This window comes from Flavobacterium sp. Arc3, from assembly GCF_041431375.1.
In the GTDB taxonomy this organism is placed as follows: domain Bacteria; phylum Bacteroidota; class Bacteroidia; order Flavobacteriales; family Flavobacteriaceae; genus Flavobacterium.
Map to the genome: position 1 here is coordinate 140716 of NZ_JASMRI010000004.1, position 25905 is coordinate 166620.

18 protein-coding genes are annotated in these 25905 nt (G+C 33.3%); 11 read left to right on the forward strand and 7 right to left on the reverse strand.

Going from position 1 to position 25905, the window contains the following annotated elements:
* From QO200_RS04295 to QO200_RS04305, 3 genes are all read left to right on the forward strand, one after another.
* Positions 1 to 1389, forward strand: a 1389-nt coding sequence (locus QO200_RS04295) for a gliding motility-associated C-terminal domain-containing protein (RefSeq protein ID WP_371536791.1), incomplete at its 5' end; no start/stop codon positions are given.
* Between the two features lie 52 nt (positions 1390 to 1441).
* Positions 1442 to 2350: a type IX secretion system membrane protein PorP/SprF gene (locus QO200_RS04300; RefSeq protein WP_371536794.1), complete on the forward strand. Its 909-nt coding sequence runs from the start codon at positions 1442 to 1444 to the stop codon at positions 2348 to 2350.
* A gap of 10 nt (positions 2351 to 2360) precedes the next feature.
* The gene (locus tag QO200_RS04305) at positions 2361 to 4301 is read left to right on the forward strand and encodes an OmpA family protein (protein WP_371536796.1); all 1941 of its coding nucleotides are present in this window, start codon (positions 2361 to 2363) and stop codon (positions 4299 to 4301) included.
* Between the two features lie 672 nt (positions 4302 to 4973).
* Here the strand turns inward: QO200_RS04305 and QO200_RS04310 are convergent.
* The 7 genes from QO200_RS04310 to QO200_RS04340 form a co-directional block, all read right to left on the reverse strand.
* On the reverse strand, positions 4974 to 5684 hold the full coding sequence (locus tag QO200_RS04310) for a DUF3307 domain-containing protein (protein ID WP_371536799.1): 711 nt from the start codon (positions 5682 to 5684) through the stop codon (positions 4974 to 4976).
* The gene (locus tag QO200_RS04315) at positions 5678 to 6283 is read right to left on the reverse strand and encodes a transcriptional regulator (protein WP_371536801.1); all 606 of its coding nucleotides are present in this window, start codon (positions 6281 to 6283) and stop codon (positions 5678 to 5680) included. The genes QO200_RS04310 and QO200_RS04315 overlap by 7 nt, the downstream gene beginning before the upstream one ends.
* A 153-nt stretch (positions 6284 to 6436) precedes the next feature.
* A complete protein-coding gene (locus tag QO200_RS04320; RefSeq protein ID WP_371536803.1) occupies positions 6437 to 6883 on the reverse strand; it encodes a YhcH/YjgK/YiaL family protein in 447 nt (148 codons plus the stop codon).
* A gap of 132 nt (positions 6884 to 7015) precedes the next feature.
* Entirely contained in the window at positions 7016 to 8734 is a 1719-nt protein-coding gene (locus tag QO200_RS04325; RefSeq protein ID WP_371536806.1) for a serine hydrolase, read from the reverse strand.
* A 59-nt stretch (positions 8735 to 8793) separates the two neighbouring features.
* Positions 8794 to 9423: a hypothetical protein gene (locus tag QO200_RS04330; RefSeq protein WP_371536808.1), complete on the reverse strand. Its 630-nt coding sequence runs from the start codon at positions 9421 to 9423 to the stop codon at positions 8794 to 8796.
* Between the two features lie 95 nt (positions 9424 to 9518).
* The gene (locus tag QO200_RS04335) at positions 9519 to 10472 is read right to left on the reverse strand and encodes a hypothetical protein (protein WP_371536810.1); all 954 of its coding nucleotides are present in this window, start codon (positions 10470 to 10472) and stop codon (positions 9519 to 9521) included.
* A 27-nt stretch (positions 10473 to 10499) separates the two neighbouring features.
* Positions 10500 to 10715 (reverse strand): hypothetical protein, encoded by a 216-nt coding sequence (locus QO200_RS04340; RefSeq protein WP_371536811.1) that lies wholly within the window; start codon positions 10713 to 10715, stop codon positions 10500 to 10502.
* A 212-nt stretch (positions 10716 to 10927) separates the two neighbouring features.
* On the opposite strand from QO200_RS04340, the gene recG reads away from it, so the two are divergent.
* The 8 genes from recG to QO200_RS04380 all read left to right on the forward strand — a co-directional run bounded on the left by recG (position 10928) and on the right by QO200_RS04380 (position 25812).
* Positions 10928 to 13036: an ATP-dependent DNA helicase RecG gene (gene recG / locus QO200_RS04345; RefSeq protein ID WP_371536813.1), complete on the forward strand. Its 2109-nt coding sequence runs from the start codon at positions 10928 to 10930 to the stop codon at positions 13034 to 13036.
* Between the two features lie 306 nt (positions 13037 to 13342).
* The gene (locus tag QO200_RS04350; RefSeq protein ID WP_371536815.1) at positions 13343 to 14401 is read left to right on the forward strand and encodes an efflux RND transporter periplasmic adaptor subunit; all 1059 of its coding nucleotides are present in this window, start codon (positions 13343 to 13345) and stop codon (positions 14399 to 14401) included.
* 71 nt (positions 14402 to 14472) lie between these two features.
* Positions 14473 to 17568 (forward strand): efflux RND transporter permease subunit, encoded by a 3096-nt coding sequence (locus tag QO200_RS04355; protein ID WP_371536817.1) that lies wholly within the window; start codon positions 14473 to 14475, stop codon positions 17566 to 17568.
* A 4-nt stretch (positions 17569 to 17572) separates the two neighbouring features.
* Entirely contained in the window at positions 17573 to 18883 is a 1311-nt protein-coding gene (locus tag QO200_RS04360) for a TolC family protein (RefSeq protein WP_371536931.1), read from the forward strand.
* Between the two features lie 29 nt (positions 18884 to 18912).
* Complete coding sequence (locus tag QO200_RS04365) at positions 18913 to 19770, forward strand: bestrophin family protein (protein ID WP_371536819.1); 858 nt, start codon at positions 18913 to 18915, stop codon at positions 19768 to 19770.
* Positions 19771 to 20285: 515 nt separating this feature from the next.
* The gene (locus QO200_RS04370) at positions 20286 to 22361 is read left to right on the forward strand and encodes a tellurite resistance TerB C-terminal domain-containing protein (protein ID WP_371536822.1); all 2076 of its coding nucleotides are present in this window, start codon (positions 20286 to 20288) and stop codon (positions 22359 to 22361) included.
* Positions 22358 to 23671, forward strand: a complete 1314-nt coding sequence (locus QO200_RS04375; RefSeq protein ID WP_371536825.1) for an ATP-binding protein — start codon at positions 22358 to 22360, stop codon at positions 23669 to 23671. Before QO200_RS04370 ends, QO200_RS04375 begins: the two co-directional genes overlap by 4 nt.
* Positions 23671 to 25812 carry a DEAD/DEAH box helicase gene (locus QO200_RS04380; RefSeq protein ID WP_371536827.1) on the forward strand — a complete coding sequence of 714 codons (2142 nt, stop codon included), beginning with the start codon at positions 23671 to 23673 and terminating at the stop codon, positions 25810 to 25812. The genes QO200_RS04375 and QO200_RS04380 overlap by 1 nt, the downstream gene beginning before the upstream one ends.
* The last annotated feature ends 93 nt before the right edge of the window (positions 25813 to 25905 follow it).

The following is a 25905-nucleotide window of genomic DNA, read 5'->3' on the forward strand; positions in this document are numbered from 1 at the left end:
GCTACTGTGACAGTGACTGTAGTAGCTCCAGCTATCAAAGCTGTCAATGATATTGCGGGACCTATCAACGGTACTAAAGGTGGTGATGCCGGAATCAATGTACTTACAAACGATACATTAAACGGTGTTAAAGTTAATCCTACAGACGTATTGATTACTTCTACTCCAAACGGACCTCTTACGGTCAATACGGATGGAACAGTAACTGTTGCGCCAAATACTAAAGCAGGTAATTATGCTGTAGATTATACAATATGTCAACTATTGAATCCTAACAACTGTAGTACTGCTATTGTGACAGTGACTATAGTAGTAGATATAATAATACCTGATCTTCCATCGATAAGCATACTGAAAGACGGTACGTATATTGATAATGACAAAAATGGTATTACTAACCCTGGAGACACAGTACTTTATAATTTTGTAGTAACCAATACTGGTAATGTAACTTTGACTAACATAACAATAACAGATAACAATGCTGTTATCACGGGTGGTCCAATAGCAACACTAGGAGTTGGTGCAGTAAATTCAACAACATTTACAGCTGTACATACAATTACGCAAAACGATATAAATGCTGGTTACGTATACAATTTGGCAACAGCCACAGGAACTACGCCAAATGGAGGTTTAGTTACTGCCACTTCTACAGACCCTACTCCTTGTACCACATGTCCAATAATTCAAGATTGTAAAACATGTACAATAACCAAATTGGCTCAAAGTCCAACAATAGAAGTTGTTAAAACAGCTAATTCTGAAAATTATAGTGCAGTTGGTGACATTCTTAATTATACTATTAAGGTTACTAATACAGGAAATGTTACCTTGTACCAAATAGCTGTAACGGATCCATTAACTGGGTTGGATATTGCAATCACTAGTTTAGATCCAGGTAAATCTCAAGAATACACACAAAACTATACTACTACCCAAAATGATATCACGAACGGTACTGTAAAAAACATTGCTTATGCAAAAGGAGTTACCGCTTTAAATACTGAAGTAAGCGCTTCTGATGATGCAGATGTAGATATCGCAATAGTATTAGGTTGTGGAGTTATTAATGTTCATAATGCCTTCTCACCTAATGGTGATGGAATCAATGAAGGATTTGTTATTGATAATATTGATGATTTGACTTGTTATCCGGACAATACAGTTGAAATTTACAACCGTTGGGGAGTACTTGTTTACGAAACTAAAAACTATGATAATGTAAATAAAGCGTTCAAGGGATTTTCTGAAGGTAGAACAACAATTAAACAATCTGATGGATTACCAGTTGGAACTTACTTTTACATTCTAAACTATACTTCAGTTGATGGAACTGGTAACTTAGTTACAAATAAAAAAGACGGATACTTATACCTTACTAGATAAAAATCAAATAAAAGATACTTTTTTAGTTTCAATTATAAAAAAAACAAAATAGATGAAGAGAATTATAATAATATTTACTTTGGCATTTACTAGTCTAGCCTCTTTTGCACAGCAAGATGCGCAATACACACAGTATATGTATAATACGATCAATATAAATCCTGCTTATGCTGGCTCACGAGGTGCTATGAGTATTTTCGCTCTACATCGTACACAGTGGGTAGGTTTAGATGGTGCTCCGGTCACTAATGCAGTTTCCATAAATACTCCGCTAAACAATAGTAACTTGGGCTTAGGCCTCTCTCTAGTAAATGACAAAATTGGTCCTACACAAGAGAATACTTTTTCAGCTGATATATCTTATACTGTTCCAACTTCTGAAACAAATAAACTTTCATTTGGTATAAAAGCAACAGCAAATGTATTTAATTTAGATGCCTCAAAATTAAACCCTCAAATTAGTGATCCAACCCTCCATGATTATGGTAATAAATTTACACCCAATATTGGAGCTGGAATCTACTGGCATTCTGATAAAGCCTATGTAGGATTATCAGTACCTAATTTCATAGCAACAAATCGTTACGATGATAATGAAGTTGCGATTTTCAAAGAAAAAATAAATTACTATTTGATTGCCGGTTACGTATTTGATCTAAGTTATAATTTAAAATTTAAGCCTGCCCTACTTACTAAATTAGTAGAAGGAGCTCCATTGCAAGTTGATATATCAGGAAATTTTATGCTTAATGATAAGTTTAGCCTTGGGCTAGCTTATAGATGGAGTGCAGCCGTAAGTGCAATGGCAGGGTTTCAAGTTTCAGATGCCATATATATAGGTTATGGATATGATTTTGAAACAACTAAATTACAGAATTATAATTCAGGATCTCATGAGATTTTCTTTAGATATGAATTATTCAAAAACAACAAAAGAATAACAAGCCCAAGATTTTTCTAAAATAATTACTATGAAAAAAAATATATTACTTTGCTTAACTATAGTAAGCGTTTTTTCTTTCAGTTTATCTGCGCAACAAGCTAAACTTGCTTCCGCAAATAAAAAGTATGAAAACTATGCCTACATTAATGCTATTCAAACTTATGAAAGAGTTGCAGAAAAAGGGTATAAATCAGTAGAGCTATTTCAAAAATTAGGGAATGCGTACTATTTTAATGCCCAGCTAGAAAAATCGGCTAAATGGTACGGAGAATTGTTTGCTCTAGACAGTACTAGTATTCAACCAGAATATTATTACCGATACGCCCAATCTCTTAGATCTATAGGACAAAATGATAAAGCAAATAAAATCTTAGAGAAGTTTAACAAAGTTGCAGCAAATGATGACAGAGCTGAACTTTTTATGAAAAACGAAAATTACTTAGAAGCAATAAAAGCTAAAACGGGATATTATACAATAGAGGACGCAGGTATAAATTCTGAATATTCAGATTACGGTACTACCGTATATAAGAATAAAATTATCTTTACATCAGCAAGAGATACCGGAAGTCTTGGACAAAGAAAACACACGTGGACAAATGAACACTTCACAAGTTTATATTCTGCCAATTTAGATTCAAATATGAATCCTGAAGCAACTGAAAAATTTGACCAAAATATCAAGTCAAAATTTAATGAAGCTACTCCTGTCTTTACCAAAGATGGTAAAACAATATTTTTTACACGAAATAACTACCTAGAAGGTAAAAAGGGAAAAAATGGAAGTGGTATTACTTTAATTAAAATTTACAAAGCTACATTAGATAATAATGAGTGGACTAATATTACTGAGTTACCATTTAATAGCGATAACTATAGTACTGCGCATCCTGCTTTAAGTCCAGATGGGAAATTTTTATACTTTGTCTCTGACATGCCTGGAACTTTAGGTCAGTCTGATTTATTTAAAGCGGAAATTTATGAAAATGGTACCTTTGGAAAACCTGAAAATTTAGGTCCTACAGTAAATACCGCTGGAAGGGAAACTTTCCCTTTTTTGAATGATGACGATGAAATCTATTTTGCATCTGATGGACATCCTGGTGTTGGCGGACTTGATATATTTGTAGCCAAAGTAAAACCGGACGGTACTTATGACAAAGTTCAAAATATTGGTATTGATATTAATTCTCCAAAAGACGATTTTGCGTATTGGATAGATACAAAATCAAACAATGGCTTTTTTACCTCTAATAGAGATGGCGGTAAAGGATATGATGATATCTATAAATTGAAGCAACTTAAAAAAGTTATCTGTGAACAATTATTATATGGTATTATTACTGACAATGAGACTTTAGAAATCCTGCCTCAAACGAAAGTTTCTTTATATGATAAACAATTTAATTTAATTGAAACGACATTGTCAGATGAGAATGGAAAGTATACATTTAATGTAGATTGTGGATCTACATATAATATAAGAGCAGAAAAAAAAGACTATTTAACGAAAGAAAGTAACGTAAGCATTAGTGCCGAAAATGGAAAAACTGATTTCCCTATTGCTTTAGAACCAATTGAAAAGAAAGCTAAAGTTGGAGATGATTTAGCAAAATTCCTTGACATAACTGTAATTTATTTTGATTTAGACAAATCAAATATTCGAAGAGACGCTGCATTAGAATTGGAAAAAGTATTAGATGTGCTAAACCAAAATCCAAATCTTAAAATTGACATTCGCTCCCATACAGATAGTAGACAAACTCATAAGTATAACGAAGCCTTGTCTAATAGAAGAGCTAAATCAACTCAAAATTGGTTAATCCGTAATGGTATTGATGCAACTAGATTGAGTAGTAAGGGATACGGTGAAACACAATTGGTTAACAAATGTGCAGATGGAGTTAAGTGCTCTGAAGAAGAACATCAATTGAATAGAAGAAGTGAATTTATAATTATGTCATTATAGATTACAACTACAAACTATGTCTAGTCCTAAAAAACGATACAATAGGTAGAAAATAAAACCCCAATTAATAAACAGTAGTAAGCAAAAGTTTACTGCTGTTTTTTTTTTATAAGTAATCATTATTATTTGGTAGTCTGAATCTGAAAATAAGATGCACACAAACATTAAGCTTCATTATAAAAAATATTTATTGACTCTAAATCTGTTCTGTGGATATGTATTCTCGAACGATAGTTATGACCTTTCAATCTAATAGACACGAGAGATACTTTTTAGGTATGCTTTACAAAGCAAGTTTCTTACTATTTAACCAGTAGGATGCTTTATGTATATCGCTATTTCAGGACGGGACAATGCGGCCTAAACGTAATAACTAATCCACCCAAAGATTCCTCCAGTAATGACACAAATTGCATTTATAGTTTAAATAGAATAATTATCTACCATACTTTTACTAGAAGCTCTATAAAAAGACCAAACTATTCCAGCAAGATATAATAGTAGATATAAATGCTTTTCATATTTGTAATCATTAATGAATTTAAAAGTTCTCTAGGAGCTAAAATTATTATCACAAAGAACTGGCTTTCTCATATACTAGTTTTCTCAGGTAGAAAATAAAGTTCATTCCTGCTTTTTAATTTTTTTAGGTGTTGTGTTTCTCTGTTTAATTTACGCGAAATATTTATAAACCATCGCACATAAAATCCCAAGTCCAAAACTCAATAAAGTTCCTATCAAGATGTATTCAGTAAGTTTGACATCCTTAGATTCTTTAAGGTCTCCAAACCTAAAAATGGATTTTGCTGCTAATAAAAACCCGATACCTTCCCAAAAATTAATCACCACAAAGAAGAAAATAAACAGCCGTTCTAGAATCCCAATATACTTCCCCGCATTATTTGTCTCGTCGTTATTATTAGTAGTGATTTGAGCACTCCATTTTGACAACATCATTTTTAACACAATCGCACTCACATAAGTCACCGTGACTAAAGCTGTAAGTAATGCAAGGCTTTTTGTTGAATACACTGCTTCAAAATCGATTTCATAGGGATAATAATAATGTACCACGGCAGCAATGACGGCTAAATGTAATAGTTGGTCTGCGAAAAACCAGATTTTTACCGTTTTCTTTTTTTCGAAATATAATTTAGCGCAATCAATGGCAAAATGACTGATAACAATCACAATCAACGCAAACAAGTATTCAGGATTAAATCTCGTGATCAATAACAAAAGCACAAAATGTACCAGCAGATGAAGGTATAGGTATTTTGATTTGATTTTATATTTCTTTTTATCCTTGACCCAAGAAGTGGGCTGTAATAAAAAGTCACCTATCAAATGAGCTAAAACAAGCATTAAAGATAACTCTACCATAGTTTTTTAATTTCTTGTTTATAATACTCAATCACATTTTTTAGTTCCTCGTACCCTGCCCTATTTAAAGATGCACTTATCGAACTTTGGCTTTTTCTATTTAAAGCAAGAGCCAGTTCCTTTTGATTAATGTTCGGATTTTCTAATGCTTTTTTTATGATTTCGGCTGATGTGGGCGTCCAATTATCAGCAAATAAAACCACTAATTGAAAAATAACAGTAAAGGTTTCGTTAAACCCAGACCAAGGTGTTTGTATTCCTAAAGTTTGTTTTTTTAATCCTTCAAAGCATTCCCCTGAATTTACAAAAGCATTCCCGTTTGATTCCGTTACTTTATCAGCGGTATAATCGACAGTACCTACTCCTATTGCCATACGAACATCGAGTACTTTGTTTTGTTTGATAGCAGCCTTGATTAATAAGGCGATTTCGAGTGCATCTCTAGGGTCGACTACTAGCTGAAAACTGTCGCCTCTATAGATTTCCCAATCCTTAGGTTCATTGCCGTAAGCGTTCAAAATACCCTTTAAATCCTCCATCCACAGTGCCGAAGCTACTTTTCTAGAGTTAATAATATCACCGGTGATTACTGCTTTCATACCTTTCAATTTTAAGCAAGATAGTGAAAATATCGCTAAATATGACGATATTTTAATTTATCGTTAAATTAAGCGATAATATATATAATCGCCATTTAAGGCGATAATGATTGAATCACGGTTTTGCTACTATGATAAAAAATTCTAACTACATTAAACCTGGACTTTCACAACCACTTTTTTAACTCTTGAACTTTTGCCTACTTGTACACACGGCATATGCAAATCATCAGGGAAAAACACAGTAAACATCCCCTTTTCTACTCTAATAAAGGAGGTTTCTCCCTCATAAAAAGTGTAATCTTTATCTAAATCGCTACTAATTGCTTTTTGGTTATTCTTTGTTACAACTCCCATCAATTCGGTTCCCTGAATTATATATTGAATGTCAATATATTTAGTATGCCCTTCTAGCACACAGTCTTTTATTTCTTTTGTATCATAATCCTGAACAATGGCAAAAATAGCCTTATTATCAATTTCATAAGTCCCAGATTCTATTTGAACTAAATCTGTGTTTTTTATAAATTCAAATCCTTTTGCTAATCTTTCTGTCAAGTTTGCATAAAGGTTAGAATTTTCAATTTTATCGATTACCATTCTCTATTTTTAATTGTTCATCCCGGTTTTCTTGCTTTTGCAAATTTGTAAAAAATTAAAATGCTATTTTAAAACCAGGCTTTTTTATTTTATTCTTTTTTCGAAATTTTGTTTGAATTTATTAAATGTCATCTACTCTACTTTTTTAGCATTCATATCTTTTCCCATATTCAATGTCAAACTATCAATATGTCCATTTTCATCGCTATTAAAAGTAAATTGAGCTGTAATTATTTTGCTGTAAAATCTATTTTGTGTCATCGGATATACAGTTGTGATTTTTTCGTTAGTCCCTTGTATATATAGCTGTCCTTTGTCTTCGGTTACCGTAAAAGAATAATTTTCATTTAATTGATATCGTCCCAAATAGTTTTTAAGAACTTCTGCAGCAACCGTAACTTCACTAATTAAATCAGTTGTCGTAACACCTATTTTTTTTAAAACCTTTAATGCATTTGCATTATCTGGATTTAAAGCCACTGATTTTTTATAATTTTCGATCGCATTGACCGTGTCTTTTTGCAATAGATAAATTTCGCCCAGACTGTTATAAACATTTGAAGAATTTGGATTTAATGTCACATTAAATTTAAATAGGGAGAAAGCGTCTGCTAATTTATTTTCGTTAAGATATTTGTAACCCAATTCATTAATAGCGGCATCGTCCATCATAAATAGATTTGGATTAGATTGTATCGATTTGGTCGTTTTAGCAATCGCCTCATCGACAGAGTTTGCTTCTAACGCTTTTTGTAATTCTGACAAAACAGTAATCTTAGGTATTTCATAAGGCTTAGAAGCTAATATATTCTCTATTGCAACATTCATTAAATCTTTAGTAATCGCATTTCCAGCATTCGTAAGCCATATATACGTATTTTTTTTGTCTAAATCTCTCATGATAAAATTACGGTAACCAAAATCACTTCCTGAATGGTTAACTGATTTTTTTTCTGGAGTAAGAAACCATCCAAATCCATAATTAGACAATGAACCATCATTTAAAACCACTGGAGTAAATGCTTCCTCAATTGTTTTCTTAGAAACTAACTTTTCAGTATACAACGCTTGATCCCACAAAAACAAATCATCAACGTTTGAAAACATACTTGTAGAACCCGTATGTGAAACTACATAATCATCAAGTTCACCAATCACAGTATAACCAATAGCCCTATTTTTTAAATCGATTTTTGGAGCATCACCAACCAAAGTATTTTTCATTTTTAATGGGTTAAAAATATTCTCTTTTAAAAATTCTGCTAACGACCTATTCGAAACTTTCTCTATAATCATAGCCAACATAACGTAACCAGCATTATTATATACATATCGCTCTCCAATGCCCGCATCTAACGCCTCTCTTTGCTCAATTATTTTTAAAATTTCTCCATTGGTCAGGTTATATTTTTCAGCAAATGGCTGATATAAAGGCATACCCGAAGTTTGATTTAGTAAGTTTCGTATTGTAATATCCTTCCCATAAGCTGGAAATTCAGGGAAATACTTGGTAATTTTTTCATCGTACGACAACTTATTTCTTTCTTTTAAGATCATAATCCCCATAGCAGTAAATTGCTTTGAAACAGATGCCAAATCAAAACAAAATTCTGGTTTTAATAACTGTTTTGTTTCTTTATTGGCATAGCCAAAAGCTTTACGATAAATAACTTTTCCGTTTTCAGCTACTAAAACACTTCCATTAAAAACACCATTTGCGTGAGCTTGATTCATTAATTTATCCAGTTCTGCCGTTTTATTTTGCGCTACAGCATTTGTTAAAGTAGTCAATAGAATGATAAATCCTAAAAGGATTACTTTCAAGAAAGAGGGAGTTAATGTTGTTTTCATGTTTTGTTTTAAGGTGTTATAATAGCAGTGAATTTAATATCGTTTTACTTTGTTATTTTTTATTTTTCAATTAAAATTTTATGTGATGGTAAAACAAACTGTTTGTCAGTCACATTACCGCCATTTATGGCTACAGCTTCCATTCTTGCAATAAAATCAATGAAAAAATAATCAACTCTAAGAAATATAGATTTCATTATATCTGTAATTTCATTTTTATTGAAAGCGCTAAAATTTCGAAAATATTTGGGGCTTACTTTCAAGTCCTTTGTATAATAATAATCTTGTTTTCCTACATCGTCCTTAACAGTTAATTTATCACAAACATGTCCCAAAATAGTAATTGCATTTTTAGTGATTTCATATTCAAACTTAGTGTTTTTAATTTTTGATCCAACAATATAAAACAAAGTATCCGATTCTATTTGACTCTTCAAATACAATCTATTTGTAAGCGGTTCATAAAGTTGATAGGCCATATACTGAGAATTAGTAACTTGTTTATAAGATCCCTTTTTAGTAATAAATATAGAAGTATCACCAAACAATCTAATAAGTTCCGGAGATTCAATAAGAGTTTTGTTCTCTTTTTGATAATAAGACAGTTTATATTTTATTTCCCCTTCAAAATCCTGAGCGCTAACGGAAAATGAGAAAATTAAAAAAAAACAAAGGATAATAGTCCTCATAGTATATCTAGGTGTGGGTTCCTGTTTTACAAAATTCTATCCTTTTCATAATTTGGATTGAAAACAAAAAACTGAATAAAACAAATAAGTATTTTTTATTTAATTTTCGCTTCGTAGTCTGAAACCGTTTTATATTCTCTATTTTTTATAATTATTCGATACATTCCTTTATCCAAAATGAAATGAGCTTCTTGGTCTTTATTTTCAATTTCAATGACATCAGCAGGAACTCCTTCTTTTTCAAATTCATTTATTCGATACGCTAAAGCCAACACAGGAAATTCTAAAATAGATTCTGTAACAATGCGGTATGCTTTTCTTCTTCCTTCTAAAGTCAACCAATCCGGCCTACCGTTTTTATAAATTGTAACTGGATGAATTATTCTGCAATCAGCAACACCATTATCTTTGCTACCATTAAATGTCTCCCCTTTTCCATTAACCATAATTACAGGTTTAACTTGATTTGCAATACTGATATAGGGGTTGTTAAATTCGGGGGAACCCTTCTCTGAACAAGCTATTTGATCAATTGTAAATGGATTAACTCCTGTCTTATCGTTTAATCTTGCTGCCATTGCTTTTTCCCAACTACTAATCCCTGGAATTCCTTCATTAAGATGATCATACCCACAGTGAATTAAAAACTTATCATTGGGATGCTTTGCCATCATCTTAGCAATATTTTCAGCTTGCTCCATCTCTCTGTCTTTTCCGGTCTTCCCTTTGACATACGTATATTCATAATTAAATAAAACAAAACCAATATTCAGGGCTTCTTTAATTAAATTAGAATTTTGTGATTCTTGTAAATACAAACTACCACTTTCCAAATTTGCAAAATTACGGGAGTTAATCAATGTATCTTCTAATGCCTCAATTCCCAGATATTTATAACCATTTTTATATAGACCTTGCAATAAAGAGGTAGTAAAAACTCTATGCCTAGAATTATTATGGGCTTCATTTATTATTATTACCCTTTCTTTTTGAGAACGTTTTATGATGTAATCTTTAGCATTCTGTGGCTTAAATTCATTAAAATACAAGCTATCCTTTGCAGAAATCGATTGCCTTTAAGCTCCTTGCATATCATAGGCTTGCAGTGCTTTTATATAATTTCCACTAATAGAAAAATCTACAGCAGCATATTGAAATCGCCAAGGAACAGTGTCCTTTTGCAGCTTATTACTGATATCTTCAGAAAACTTATAAATTTCTTTTTTATTTTGAGCATTCATTTCGATACTAATCAAAATTATACATATTAAAATAGCTAAAGCTTGTTTCATAGATTTTTACATTTAAGTTCAACTACTCAAATATACACTTTTTTCTTACATCACTTTCAAACAATCCTATTTCCAAATTTCCCAACAAAAACCTATCTTCGCTTTTAATTAAGAGTAAAGAAAATAGAACAAAGAAAAAAGACACGAAACAGCTATATTCTTTGCTCTATATTCTATTTTCAATCTTTACTCTATTTTCCAAATAATTTAAAATGTCCAACAACCTCCTACTTACTCCTATCGAATACTTAAAAGGCGTTGGCCCTAGTCGTGGCGAATTGTTGCGCAAGGAATTGGGGATTCATAAGTATAAGGATTTAATCAATTTATACCCCAACCGCTATATTGATAGAACACGTTATTACAAAATCAACGAGTTGCAAAACAATGTTGCCGAGGTACAAATCATTGGTAAAATAATCAATATAAAAACTGTCGAATTTGCCAAAGGCAGGAAACGCCTCGTCGCCACTTTTGTGGACGATACAGGACAGATGGAATTGGTATGGTTTCAAGGACAGAAATGGGTTCGGGAATCGTTGAAGCTAAACGAAATTAGCGTGATTTTCGGGAAATGCACTTCGTTTAATGGAGCCTACAATATGGCACATCCTGAAATTGAAGCGATGAGCGAGCACGAGCAAAGTTTGCGTTCCGCTATGCAACCTGTATATCCGTCGACCGAAACCCTGAACAACCGCGGAATTTCAAACCGGGTCATCAATAAATTAATGCAACAGCTTTTTATGGAAACTCAGGCGTTGTTTACTGAAACCCTGCCGGAGTATCTATTGCAGGAATTGCAACTGATTCCTAAAAAAGCAGCTTTATTCAATATTCATTTTCCCAAAAGCGCTGAAGCGTTGGCAAAAGCCCAATTCCGATTAAAATTTGAAGAATTGTTCTTTATCCAATTGCAATTAATTACCAAAAACCTGGTTCAAAAACACAAAATAAAAGGGCATCCGTTTACTAAAGTGGGTGACAATTTCAATGATTTTTATCAGAACCACCTTCCTTTCCAACTCACCGGAGCACAAAAAAGGGTGATTAAAGAAATTAGAACTGACATGGGAAGTAACGCCCAAATGAATCGTCTATTACAAGGAGATGTAGGTTCTGGGAAAACGATTGTGGCCTTTATGAGTATGTTACTTGCGCTCGATAATGGATTCCAAGCTTGCTTGATGGCACCTACAGAAATCCTAGCCAATCAACACTTTATTGGATTGTCAGAATTGGCAAACGAACTAAACATAAACATCCGAATACTGACGGGATCAACCAAAACGTCAGCTCGAAAAATCATATATGAAGAGTTAGAAAACGGAAGCTTACAAATACTGATTGGTACACATGCCTTACTCGAAGACAAAGTGAAATTTCAAAATTTAGGGTTGGCCGTAATTGATGAACAGCACCGTTTTGGGGTAGAACAGCGTTCTAAATTGTGGAAGAAAAACGAAATTCCGCCACACATTTTGGTAATGACTGCCACTCCTATTCCGCGAACGCTGGCGATGAGTTTGTACGGCGATCTGGATATTTCAGTTATTGACGAATTGCCTCCAGGACGAAAACCCATTCAAACCGTGCATCGCTTTGACAGTAATCGACTGAAAGTTTGGAAATTTATAAGAGACGAAATTGGTCTAGGCCGACAAATATATATTGTCTATCCGCTGATACAAGAATCCGAGAAAATGGATTTTAAAGATTTAATGGACGGTTATGAAAGTATTTCCCGCGACTTTCCTTTGCCTGATTATTCCATTTCTATTTTGCACGGAAAGATGAAACCAGCCGACAAAGATGCTGAAATGAAACGTTTTTCGGATGGAAAAACTAACATTATGGTTGCTACAACTGTTATTGAAGTTGGGGTAAATGTTCCTAATGCTTCGGTAATGATTATCGAAAGTGCTGAGCGCTTCGGACTTTCACAATTGCATCAATTGCGCGGTCGTGTGGGTCGTGGTGCTGACCAAAGTTATTGCATCTTGATGACGAGCCACAAATTAAGCTCTGACAGTAGAACCCGAATGGAAACTATGGTAAGTACTAATGACGGCTTCGAAATTGCGGAAGTAGATTTAAAACTCCGCGGTCCAGGAAACCTGATGGGAACGCAACAAAGTGGTGTTTTAAACCTTCAAATTGCCGACATTGTTCGGGACAGAGATATTTTGGCTTTAGCCAGAGAAAAAGCCATAAAAATCCTTACTGCCGATGCCCCTTTGCAAAAACCAGAACACGCTACTTTAAGAAGTGTTTACATTGAGTTGACTAAAAAGAAAAACATATGGAATTACATCAGTTAATCTTTTTTAATAAAATTTAGTTTTTTTAAAAAATCGAATTAAACCTTTATCTATTTTTAACGTCTTATTGCGAAGTGTAAAATAGTAAACAATTTATTTTTTATTGTTTTTTACTGTTTAATTTATTTAAAACAATAACCTAATCGTCATAATTTGAACGACTAGGTATTTTATATGGCTTTTTAAAAAATAGTTGTATGTACAAGTGTTAAATATGACAAACCTATTATGTATTCCAATTCTAAAACTTAAATTTGTTTTTTTAACAAAAAAAATTGAAACCTAATCCTACTTTACTACATAACCATGAAAATAAAATACTTAGTTTACGGCTTACTCATTGTTGGTTTTGGTGCTTTCATCAGCTACCGAATTATCGAAAATAAAGGAGATGCAAAACCAGACAATAGCAAATCAGAAAAACCAAAGGCGATGCGTTTATCCGGGATTGTGGTTCAGCCAGAAACTTTTGATAATAACTTGTCCCTTTCGGGTTCTATTGAGGCCAATGAGCAAGTAGAGATCCGTTCTGAAGTTTCAGGTATTGTAGAAAGCATCAATTTTCAAGAAGGAAGTAATGTTAGTAAAGGACAATTACTTTTTAAAGTAAACGACAGAGAGCTAAGAGCCCAGTTGAGTCAAGCAAACACTAAGGAAACTCTGGCATCAGAAAATGAAAGAAGAGCCAAACTTTTATTGCAAAAAGAAGCCATCAGTCAAGAAGAATATGAAGTCGCCAGAGCTGAATATGCTTCAATGAAAGCACAAAGTCAGTTGATTAAGGCACAAATAGCTAAAACAGCCGTTAGAGCTCCATTCTCAGGAAGAATTGGATTGCGTTCTATTTCTGTAGGAACCTATATCACCCCTACTATTTTAGTGGCTAATTTGGTTAATATTGGAAAGTTAAAAATTACTTTTTCAATACCTGAAAAATATGCAAATCAGATAAAAAACAATACTATTTTAAGTTTTAAAGTTTCTGGATCTACTGAAAAATATACGGCTCAGATTTATGCCATCGAACCATCAGTTGAAGTTTCAACGAGAACCCTACAAGTTCGTGCCATTGCTGAGAATAAAGACGGAAAGTTATTACCTGGCACTTTTGCAGATGTTGAGTTGCCACTTGCTGTCATTAAAGACGCGATTGTGGTTCCCACACAAGCCGTAATTCCAGTGCAAAACGGAAAAAAAGTATTTATTTCTGATCTTGGTAAAGCCAAGGAAGTCATGGTCGAAACAGCTACAAGAACAGATGCATCTCTCCTGATTTTATCTGGATTAAAAGCAGGTGATACCGTAATCACAAGTGGTGTTATGTCTTTGAAAAATGAAACTCCCGTAAAAATAATCATCAAATAATTTAAAGTTATTGGATAAGGATATACTATTACTCCTAACCCAATAACGATATCTTATTAATCCCATAAAAAATGAGTTTATCTACATTAAGCATAAAAAGACCGGTGATGACCATTGTTATGAATTTAACAATAGTATTATTTGGTATTATAGGATACACCTATCTTGGCGTTCGTGAATTTCCCTCGATAGATCCCGCTCAAGTTTCCATTAGAACCAACTATACGGGAGCCAACTCAGATATCATTGAGTCCCAAATCACAGAGCCGCTTGAAAAAGCAATCAATTCCATTGATGGAATTAGAAATATCACCTCTTCCAGTTCACAAGGAAGCAGTTCGATTACGGTAGAATTCAACTTGGATAAAGATCTTGAGGAAGCGGCAAATGATGTTCGTGACAAAGTATCACAAGCCATTCGAAGTTTACCGCAGGATATTGATGCGCCGCCTGTTGTTTCTAAGGCTGATGCCAATAGTGATGCGATTATCTCCATGACGGTTCAAAGTGATACCAGAAGCCAACTAGAATTGAGTGATTATGCAGAGAATGTGATTTCACAACGTCTGGAAACGATTCCTGGTGTGAGTGGTGTTCAAATTTGGGGACAAAAAAGATACGCCATGCGTTTGTGGATTGATCCTGTAAAACTAGCTTCTTATGGACTAACAGTTGCCGAGGTGAGAACGGCCTTGGGTAAACAAAATGTCGAATTACCATCTGGGAAATTGACGGGTACCAATACTGAATTGACCGTAAAAACCGTTGGGAACTTATCTACAGCCGAAGAATTTAATAATATCATCATTCTTTCCGAAGGAGAAAAAATTGTTCGTTTAAGCGATATTGGTTCTGCCGTTCTTGGGCCAGAAAATATTGAAACTAAATTAAGTCAATCTGGATTACCTTTAGTTGGTTTGGCAATTGTTCCTCGTCCAGGAGCCAATTATTTAGACATTTCAAAATCCTTTTACGAGCAGTTTGAAGCATTAAAGAAAGATCTGCCTAAAGATATCAAATTAAACATTGCTCTTGACAATACCATTTTTGTAAAAAAATCAGTACTTGAAGTAGCTGAAACATTGGGAATATCAATATTCTTAGTAATTCTTATTATCTATTTATTCTTTAGAGACTGGGCAATCGCTTTTAGACCATTAATTGACATCCCCGTTTCCTTAATTGCGACCTTTTTCATCATGTGGTTGTTTGGTTTTTCGATCAACGTTTTAACCTTGCTGGCGATTGTTCTGGCTACAGGATTGGTCGTAGATGACGGAATCGTGGTAACTGAAAACATCTTTAAAAAAGTAGAAGAAGGTATGACGCCTATCGAGGCAGCTATTAAAGGATCAAACGAGATATTTTTTGCAGTAATATCTATTTCAATTACGCTGGCAGCCGTATTTCTACCCGTTATATTTCTGGAAGGATTCGTGGGCCGATTATTTAGGGAATTTGGTGTCGTCATAGGTGCAGCCGTTTTAATTTCGGCTTTTGTATCGTTGACCTTAACACCTATGCTGAATGCCTATTTAATGAAAGGCGGCGAACAAAAAAAATCAAAATTTTACAATTTAACCGAACCTTATTTCAAAAAATTAAACAGCAATTATGCAGCTGCATTAGGACGATTTATGGCTAAAAAATGGTGGAGTTTCCCCATCTTATTCGCTTGTTTTGGATTGATTTTTGTCTTTTATAATTTGATCCAAAAAGAAACCGCGCCTTATGACGATCGTAGCTCTTTGATACTACGAATCACTGCTCCGGAAGGCTCTAGCTACGAATATACAGATCGTTTCATGCAAGAAATCTCTAAATTAGTTGATGACTCTATCCCTGAGAAAAAAGTGAGTTTAGTGGTTACCTCTCCTGGATTTGGATCTTCTTCAGTAAATAGTGGTTTTGTGCGTCTCTCGCTAAAAGAACCGGGGGAAAGAAAGTTGTCTCAAGAAGAAATTGCAGACAAATTAACCAAATGGACCAAACAATATCCAAATGCCAAAACATCTGTTACGCAACAGCCCACTATTTCTGTAAACAGACGTGGTGGCTTGCCGATACAATACATTATACAAACGCAAAACTTTAGTAAGCTAGAAAATAAAATTCCCGTGTTTATGGACGAAGTGGACAATGATCCCACTTTTTCAATGTCTGATGTAAATTTAAAGTTCAATAAGCCCGAGCTTAATGTCACTATTGATCGTGAAAAAGCAGAGAGTTTAGGAATATCGGTTATTGATATTGCACAAACCTTGCAACTGTCCTTAAGCGGACAGCGTTTTGGTTACTTCATGAAAAAAGGAAAACAATACCAAGTAATTGGACAATTTGATCAACAAGACCGTTCAAAACCATTGGACTTAACCTCGATGTATGTAAAAAACAACAAAGGAGATCTAATTCAAATGGACAACATTGTAAGTATTGAAGAACAAAGCAAGCCTCCACAATTGTATCATAATAATAGATTTATGTCGGCAACCGTTTCTGCTGGTCTCGCTCCAGGCAAAAGCATCAATGACGGAATTGAAGCAATGGAAAAAATTAGAGCCAAAGTCCTCGATGATACGTTCACGACCGATTTAGGAGGAGAATCAAGAGATTTTGTTGAGAGTAGTTCTAATACTTCTTTTGCCTTCGGATTGGCTTTATTATTAATATTTTTAATTCTAGCAGCACAGTTTGAAAGCTTTATTGATCCGTTTATCATTATTTTAACCGTTCCTATGGCTGTTGCAGGTGCTTTATTCTCCTTATGGTTATTTGATCAAACTTGGAATATTTTCAGTCAAATTGGAACCGTAATGTTGATTGGATTAGTAACTAAAAACGGAATTTTAATTGTAGAATTTGCTAACCAACTCCGAGAACAGGGAAAACCGAAACTGGAAGCCATTCTTGAAGCTTCAGAAGCACGTTTAAGACCTATCTTAATGACCAGTTTAGCCATTTCACTTGGTGCATTACCTATTGCCATGTCACTTGGTGCAGCATCTACCAGTAGAATTGGTATGGGAGTTGTTATTGTAGGGGGAACTATATTTTCTTTGGTTCTAACCTTATTTGTTATTCCTGCACTTTATTTTATGTGGTCTAAAGCCAAAAAACACTATCCTGAATTTGAACACATCGAAGAATATGAAAATGAAAGTAAATAAAATTATGTCTACTAAAATACTATTTCAAAGTCTGCTTATCTTCTTTTTTTGTGTTCTAAAAGGAAACGCACAGGAGCTATTAACGCTCAAAGATGCGGTACAAATAGCTTTAGAAAACAATTACGAAATTAAAATTGCCAAAAACGATTTAAAAATTGATGAAAGTAACGTCACTGCTGGAAATGCCGGAATGTTACCTAATGCAACCGCATCAATTGTCAATAACAATAACATCCAAAATCTTTCGCAAACACGTACTGATGGAACAACAAACAGCCTCGATAATGCTAAAAGCAATAGCTTAAACTATGGTGTGAACTTAGGATGGACTATTTTTGATGGGTTGAGAATGTTTGCCATGAGAGACCAGCTAAGAGAGTTGCAAAAACTGGGCGAGAACCAACTAAAGCTTACGATTATTACAAAAATAAGCGACGTTCAAGCCGCCTACTTCGATTTAGTGCAACAACAGCAGCAATTGTCTGCGCTTGATAGTACGTTAGTTATTTCAAACCAGCGAGTAAGTTTGGCACAAAACCGATTTACCATTGGAAAAGCCTCTAAATTAGAAGTTTTGAATGCCCAAGTAGATATCAATACAGACAAGGTAAGCTTGTTGAGACAAAAAGAAATGTATGCTAATGCTAAAGTTTTACTGAATCAGATTTTGGCCAGAGACCTTACTACTGATTTTAAAGTAGCTGATGTTTTCGTCATGGACAAACAATTGGATTTTAACGAGTTAAAAGGTTTGGCAGAACAACAAAATCCAAAAGTTGAAGCGCTAATCATTAGTAAAAAAGTAGCTGAATTAGAACTTAAAAAAATAAAATCAGGACGCTATCCTACGGTAAAGTTGAACACGGGCTATAACTTTACTGATACGGAGTCGAGCCTTGGTTTTACAACAAAATCCTCTGCTAGAGGACTTAATTATGGTTTTAGCGCTTCTCTAAATCTGTTTGATGGATTTGCTCAAAAACGCAATGAAAAAATTGCCGCCTTACAAGTTGACAATTCCAGTATCTTAATTGAGCAACAAAGTGTAGCACTTCATGCACAATTAGCAACAGCCTATCAAACTTATGTGACCAACTTAGATTTAATTGAGCTAGAAGAAAAGAACGAGGCTATTGCCAAACAAAATCTAGACATTACCTTAGATAAATTCCATATTGGAACAATAACCACCTTAGAATTTAGAACGGCACAATTGAACTATGTGAATGCTACAGTACGATACAGCAACGCACAATTTCAGGCAAAATTATCAGAAATTGCTTTAAGAGAATTAGCCGGGAATCTTAATTTTTAAATTAAATTTGTGAAAAATATTTCGCATTAATGATTACCTACAACCCAAAAGACTGGATTACTTTTATTTTTCGTTTTCACAAAGCCGATACTTTCCGCCAACTGATTCCTACGATGATTTTCATAGGAGCCTATTCCGCTGGGATTGCTTACCTTGAAATAGAATATTGGGATTTACCTGATGACAGTCATGTCAAGAACATTTCCATCATGCATGGAATGCTGGGTTTTGTGATCTCTTTATTACTCGTCTTCAGGACAAATACCGCTTACGATCGCTGGTGGGAAGGAAGAAAAATATGGGGCAGTTTAGTGAACAACTCTCGCAATCTGGCCATAAAGCTGTCCGCAATTTTAACTGAAGAATCAGACCGCTCTTTTTTCAGGAAAATAATACCCAGCTACGCCTCTATCCTGAACAAACATTTAAAAGACGAAGAAACCAGCAAGCAGCTTTTTGACGATATCGTCATAGAACACCACAAGCACAGACCCAATCAGGTGGCCAAAGTATTGTTTCACAAGATAAATGACCTTTATAACTCCAGGAAAATAACGGGCGACCAACTCATAATCTTAAACCATGAGATACAATCCTTCACGGATATTTGTGGCGCTTGCGAACGCATAAAAAACACCCCTATCCCCTATTCTTACAGTGCTTTCCTCAAGAAATTCATCTTTTTTTACGTGATGACATTGCCTTTTGGATATGTATTTAATCTGGGGTACTATGTAATTCCCGTAGTTGTATTTATCTTTTATGTTCTGGCCAGTTTAGAATTAATTGCCGAAGAAATCGAAGACCCTTTTGGTAACGACGCTAACGATTTACCCACAAAAAAAATAGCCGAGAACATCAAAAGACACGTCGAGGAATTACTTTAAAACGAACACTTTTCATCCTTTTTTTTCAGGAGCAATTCCCGTCATTCGTTACAATCCTTTTGGCACAAAACCCTTTTTCTAGGCTGTTTCAGGAGCTTCTTTCAGTCGCTCTGCCCCATCCAGAAAAAAGCGGTTTTCTTCCTGCAAGGGATTTCACTACTACCGCGGCTAAAAAAATCCTGCTAAAAAAACCCGTTTACGATTTTCCGTAAAGTAGGTGGAGGAAAAGGGGTTATATTTGAAAAAAAATAATTTATCAGATTTTTCGGTAAAATAGCATATATTTGAATAACTGAAAAGGCGCTATTCAATAGCGACAATCTACCTGATTTGGGGGTGTATAGTCACAATGGAGTAGTGAGTATATAAAAGTTGATTGAAAATTAATGCTTTTGACATTCAGAACACTAATGACAGCACTATTAAAAATTGGAATGTTAATATTTGTAGCTTTTAATAAGAAAAAAATGCCACTACAAATATAATTTATTCACGTTATAATATAAAAGTAAAAAATGAAAAGTAAAAATACTGCTTCTTTCTTGGCATTATTCTTAGGTGGAATTGGAATTCATAGATTTTATTTAGGACAAACAGCAAAAGGTATATTCTCTCTAATTTTTTTCTGGACCTATATTCCGTTATTTATAAGTATAATTGATTTTATAATTTTTCTAACTATGTCTGAAGAAAAGTTTAATCTTAAATACAATCCATTAATAAGAAATGTAAATTCTAATTATAAAAAAGAAAAGATAATACCACAAAAATTAGTGCAAAACCCCTTTAACAACACCAAAGTAACCGTGACAACTTTAGGTTTTTCAAATAACTCTAATGACGACTCAGTAATTGACATTTCGGATCAGTCTTACACAATACCACCAATAAGTAATTTAAAACACAATGTCGACGTACCTGCATGGAAACATCAATATATTTACTCGTATGAAGAGATAAATAGAGCTTCAAGCGAACAAAAGAAGTTTTATAGTATTTTCAAAAACAGCTTCTTAAATAATGAGTATTATGATTTAGAAGGAAACACAAATTATGCTTTCATTCTATTATTTGACTTACTCGCTGAATATGATAATTCTAAAGACATTCCTAAACTTGAGAACCAGCTTAAAACTTTAGGTCAATATTATCCTAAAACAAAATCCTACGGTATTTCATTTCTTAGGCAAAAAATCAAAAATGAGAATTATTCTGTATCAACTGAAGATACTGTTTACCCTCAAAATAATTATTATGAAGAGTATTGGAAATTAGGAACCAAATACAAAGAAAAACTAAAACTAAATGAAGAGGAGGTAATACTACTTAACAATATTTATAATCCAAGTAATGTTTTTTTCAACGTTGAGTTTTGTAGTCTTGAAATTATAAAACTCTATATTGTTTTAATTGCAGAGTTAGTAAACAACTATAAAATAGAAGGAACGAATCTAGAAACAGAATTTTCAACTGTTGCAAAATTACTTACGAATAGACATCTTAACTATAGCGTAGGAACTGAATTGTATCATCACTATTTAGGATTAGCTATAAAAGAAATTCATTCAAATATTTTTAAACATTGTGAAAATGCAGTTCGCGAATTTTACAGTCACAAACGTAAATTAGATACTCGTTTTTACTATGGAACAACAAATTCAGAAACCATTTTTGACACAAAAATAATTTCGAAAGTAACTGAATTACTCCCTTTATTAATCTCTAAAGTTGCATTACCAGATGAAGCGACAGAGATCGAGCTATACTCACAAAATACAAATCGTTGGAAAATTAAGTTTGAAGAATTAATAGCAAACTATAATGAAAATTCAAATGAGTTTATCGATTCGATTCACTCTCTTGTATTACTAAACGAAAAGAATCCGTCAATTGAGAACATCTTTTTTGAAGCTTCAAAGTTTATCTCTAAATATGACAAGGAATCTGCACTTACTTTTTATGTGTCTTATTTATACTGCGATTTGGAATCCGCCACTTTCAATAATAAACAACTTACTAAAACCATCCAGAAAAAATTGTTCAATACAAATGAACAATTACACACTTTTGAAAAAATTATTAGTGAACTAATTAAAGACAAGGATATAGATAAAGCGCTGGAAGGCGTCTCTAACTTATATAAGGTTAAACGTAAAAAAATAAAGCTTAACACGTCATCAATTAAAGAAGTTCAACAACAACACTCCGAAACTGTTGAACTACTTAATGAGTATTTGAAGGATGAATTTGAAGATGAGAACATCATTGTAAAATCACAGGAAATAAGCAATGAAGAAATCCAACTCGAGATAACTAAAAAAAACGAAAAGGTTCATCAGTACGCTTTTGTAAGCGAAATATCTTTTACAACAATACATGCAGCGGCATTACAACTATTTGCTAAAAGCAATTTTTCAATACCTCAAGAGGAGTTTGAAGTATTTGCCAAATCAAAAGGAGTCTTTAAAAACTCCTTGATTGAAAGTATTAACGATACTTGTTACGAGTTTTTGGATGATGTATTGATTGAGGAAGAAGACGATTACTACACCATCAACATTAACTACTTTCAAAAAATATCTACAATATGATAAATAACATTAAACCTAAAGAAGCTACATCAATTATCAATTCATTAATTGGGGGCGTAGTTCCAAAAATTGGCGTTCAACATATTGCTGTTGGACGTTCGGAAGAAATAAATGCAGTTGTTTCTGCATTAGAAGATGTAAAGAATGGACACAGCATGGTGAAATTCTGGATTGGTGACTTTGGGTCAGGTAAATCCTTTATGCTTCATTTGCTTAATACTGTTGCTTTAAAACAGAAATTTGTCGTAGCAAATGCTGACTTCACTCCCGACAATCGTCTGTATTCCAATGACGGAAAAGGTGTTGCATTATACGCTGCCATTATGGATAATGTATCTATTCAGACCAAACCTGAAGGTGGAGCTTTACCTACTTTATTGGAAAAATGGATTGAACAAGTGATTTCTAAAACTGCAGAAGACAACAATATTTCCTTAATAGATATTCGTAACGAACAATATTTGAAGCTTATACAAAGCAATATTATGAAAACCATTAATGACATCACAGATGTTGGTGGTTTCGATTTTGGAGTGGTTGTAATGAAATATTACGAAGGATATATAACTGATGATGAGCAATTAAGAAGAAATTCCTTGAAGTGGCTCAAAGGAGAATACAAAACGAAAACCGAAGCGAGACAAGATTTAGGAGTAAGAGAAGTCATTAATGATTTGAATTACTATGATATGCTCAAAAATTTTTGTAAATTATTTGTAAGTATGGGCTATAGCGGCTTTATGGTGAACTTAGATGAAGCTATTAATCTTTACAAAATTTCAAATTCTGCTGTTAGAGAGAAGAATTACGAAAAAATATTGACGATTTATAACGATTGTTTTCAAGGAAAAGTCACTAATTTATTTTTCAACTTTGCGGGTACAAAAGAAGTTTTAGAAAATCAACGCAGAGGCTTTTTTAGTTATGACGCTCTAAAAAAAAGATTAATAACTAATAAATATGAAACAGCCGAAATAAGAGATTTTGCGCAACCGGTGATTCGTCTACTTCCTCTTGACCATAATGAAATATTTGTATTGCTTAAAAAGTTGAAAGCTATATTTGATTACAATTACAAAACGGAAATATCAATCAATGATGAAGATATTCAACAGTTTATGGAAGAGTTATTTAACAAACCTGGAGCCTCAGAATTTTTAACGCCAAGAGAAGTTATTCGAGATTTTCTCAACATACTCAATATTCTTCGACAAAATCCAGAAATAGACAAAAAGAAGCTTTTTGGAGATTTAGAAATTTCAGATGAAAGACCTGCTGAATTTTCATTAGATAGCATTGAAGAATTATAATGTCGTTTAATTTACTTTCAGAGCCAATACGAAAATATGTTCGTGATATGCATTGGGAACAATTGCGCCCAATTCAAAATGCTGCTATTACTAAAATTATTTCTTCTGAAGACAATTTTATTTTAGTGTCAAGAACGGCATCAGGAAAAACAGAGGCTGCTTTTTTACCAATCCTTTCAAAAGTTGATTTTAACGAATCTGGTGTTCAAGTACTCTACATTTCGCCTTTAATTGCTTTAATAAACGACCAGTTTTTTCGCATTGAAGAACTTTGTAAAAATCTCGATGTAACTGTCACAAAGTGGCATGGTGAGGCCAACAAAACATTGAAAGACAAACTAATAAAACAACCAAACGGAATAATATTAATTACGCCTGAATCATTGGAAGCAATGTTTGTGAATAAGCCTTTCAATATAAAACAGTTGTTTTCAAATCTCAAATATGTAGTTATAGATGAAATACATTCATTTATCGGTACAGACAGAGGAATTCAATTAAAATCTATTTTATCAAGACTACAACAGCTGAATTCTAAAGCGTACAGCATTGTTGGTCTATCAGCTACAATGAGTGAAGAAAATAAATTTTCAGAAGTAAAAGAATTTACTGGTAATGCTGAGAAGACTAAAATATTAATTGACAGAACCGCCAAAGAAATTAATGCTCAATTTCGCTACTTCAAAAATGAAACCGAAGAGTTACCTTTAGAACTTTTGAAAAATTTATACCTAGAAACAAAAGATAACAAGGTTTTAATCTTTCCCAACAGTAGAGGACGAGCTGAAGAGGTAGCGGTAAAACTTAAAAAGATTTCAGGCCGGGTGAATGGGCATTCTAATTATTTTTCACATCATTCATCAGTGGACAGAGAAGTAAGAGAGTACGTTGAATATTTTGCAAAGAACAACAATAGACAAAACTTTTGCATTTCTTGCACATCAACACTTGAATTGGGAATTGACATTGGAACAGTTGATGAAGTAGTTCAAATTGACGCAACTCATAGCATTGCTTCGTTAATTCAAAGAGTTGGACGAAGTGGACGAAAAGAAGGAGAAAGCAGTAATTTGTTTCTGTATGCTACAAATAAATGGAGCTTACTTCAATCTATTGCTTGTTGGTTATTATACAAAGAAGGTTTTATTGAACCACCTCAAAAAAACGAAAGGCCCTATGATATTCTAGTCCATCAGGCCTTATCAATAACAAAAGGACATTCAGGAATTAAATTAAAGGATTTAATAAATCAACTAAAAGAAAATGCTGCGTTTAAACAAATTGAATTATCTGATATAGAACAAATCCTTAATCATTTAATTGAAATTGATTTCCTTGAAAAATTACAATACGAAGTTATAATCGGTGTAGAAGGAGAAAAAGTCGTAAATAGTCGTGATTTTTATAGCGTATTTAAAACTGAAGAAAATTTTAAAGTAGTAAATGCAGGTAATAAAATTGGAGAAATACCCTTTTCATTACAAATAATTGAAGATGAAAATATTTTGCTATCTGCTAAAATTTGGAAAATTAAATTCATTGACCACAAGGCTAAAAAGATAGAAGTAGTGCCTACAAATGATGGAAAACCACCTAAATTTTCGAGTAATGGGGCAACATTACATCTAAGAATTAGAGAAAAAATGCTCGAAATTCTTTACTCAAAAACAAACTACGATTTTCTTGACCAACCAAGTTGTAACGAAATAGAAATTCTTCGTAAAGATTTTTCTGTTTTCGAAATACTTGATTTGCACACTGACCGTCCTTTATTTTTAACAGAAAGAAACTTGCAACTATTCACTTTTGCAGGGACACGGATAAACAGGACTATACAATTACTCTTAAATATTGCAGGAATAAAAAATTCCCTTGATGAGAGAGAATCCAAGTGTCTGTTTTATATAGAGATTCCTCAAGAAGAATTAATCTCAAAATGGAGTTCTATAGCTCTCCCATTAACCGATATTGATAGTCATATTTCTATACTTTTAGGAGTAAATCCAGCATTATTAGATTTTTCTAAATGGGGTATTTATTTACCGGTGAACTATAAAGTAAAGCTTATAAAAGATAAATACTTTGACATCGAAAAAACACAACAACTTTTAACAACAATGAAGTTAATAGTAAATAAGTAATTACCCCCGCTACAGCCCGAATCCTTTCGCGTGGTAGCTATTTAAAAAAGCTAAAGATTCTATATTTACAGTAAACTCAATTTAAAAAGAACC

Excerpts from the sequence above, each read along its gene's own strand:
- QO200_RS04300 (WP_371536794.1), top strand. The coding sequence starts at position 1,442 with ATGAAGAGAATTATAATAATATTTACTTTGGCATTTACTAGTCTAGCC.
- QO200_RS04305 (WP_371536796.1), top strand. The coding sequence starts at position 2,361 with ATGAAAAAAAATATATTACTTTGCTTAACTATAGTAAGCGTTTTTTCT.
- QO200_RS04310 (WP_371536799.1), bottom strand. The coding sequence starts at position 5,684 with ATGGTAGAGTTATCTTTAATGCTTGTTTTAGCTCATTTGATAGGTGAC.
- QO200_RS04315 (WP_371536801.1), bottom strand. The coding sequence starts at position 6,283 with ATGAAAGCAGTAATCACCGGTGATATTATTAACTCTAGAAAAGTAGCT.
- QO200_RS04320 (WP_371536803.1), bottom strand. The coding sequence starts at position 6,883 with ATGGTAATCGATAAAATTGAAAATTCTAACCTTTATGCAAACTTGACA.
- QO200_RS04325 (WP_371536806.1), bottom strand. The coding sequence starts at position 8,734 with ATGAAAACAACATTAACTCCCTCTTTCTTGAAAGTAATCCTTTTAGGA.
- QO200_RS04330 (WP_371536808.1), bottom strand. The coding sequence starts at position 9,423 with ATGAGGACTATTATCCTTTGTTTTTTTTTAATTTTCTCATTTTCCGTT.
- QO200_RS04340 (WP_371536811.1), bottom strand. The coding sequence starts at position 10,715 with ATGAAACAAGCTTTAGCTATTTTAATATGTATAATTTTGATTAGTATC.
- recG (WP_371536813.1), top strand. The coding sequence starts at position 10,928 with ATGTCCAACAACCTCCTACTTACTCCTATCGAATACTTAAAAGGCGTT.
- QO200_RS04350 (WP_371536815.1), top strand. The coding sequence starts at position 13,343 with ATGAAAATAAAATACTTAGTTTACGGCTTACTCATTGTTGGTTTTGGT.
- QO200_RS04355 (WP_371536817.1), top strand. The coding sequence starts at position 14,473 with ATGAGTTTATCTACATTAAGCATAAAAAGACCGGTGATGACCATTGTT.
- QO200_RS04360 (WP_371536931.1), top strand. The coding sequence starts at position 17,573 with ATGTCTACTAAAATACTATTTCAAAGTCTGCTTATCTTCTTTTTTTGT.
- QO200_RS04365 (WP_371536819.1), top strand. The coding sequence starts at position 18,913 with ATGATTACCTACAACCCAAAAGACTGGATTACTTTTATTTTTCGTTTT.
- QO200_RS04370 (WP_371536822.1), top strand. The coding sequence starts at position 20,286 with ATGAAAAGTAAAAATACTGCTTCTTTCTTGGCATTATTCTTAGGTGGA.
- QO200_RS04375 (WP_371536825.1), top strand. The coding sequence starts at position 22,358 with ATGATAAATAACATTAAACCTAAAGAAGCTACATCAATTATCAATTCA.
- QO200_RS04380 (WP_371536827.1), top strand. The coding sequence starts at position 23,671 with ATGTCGTTTAATTTACTTTCAGAGCCAATACGAAAATATGTTCGTGAT.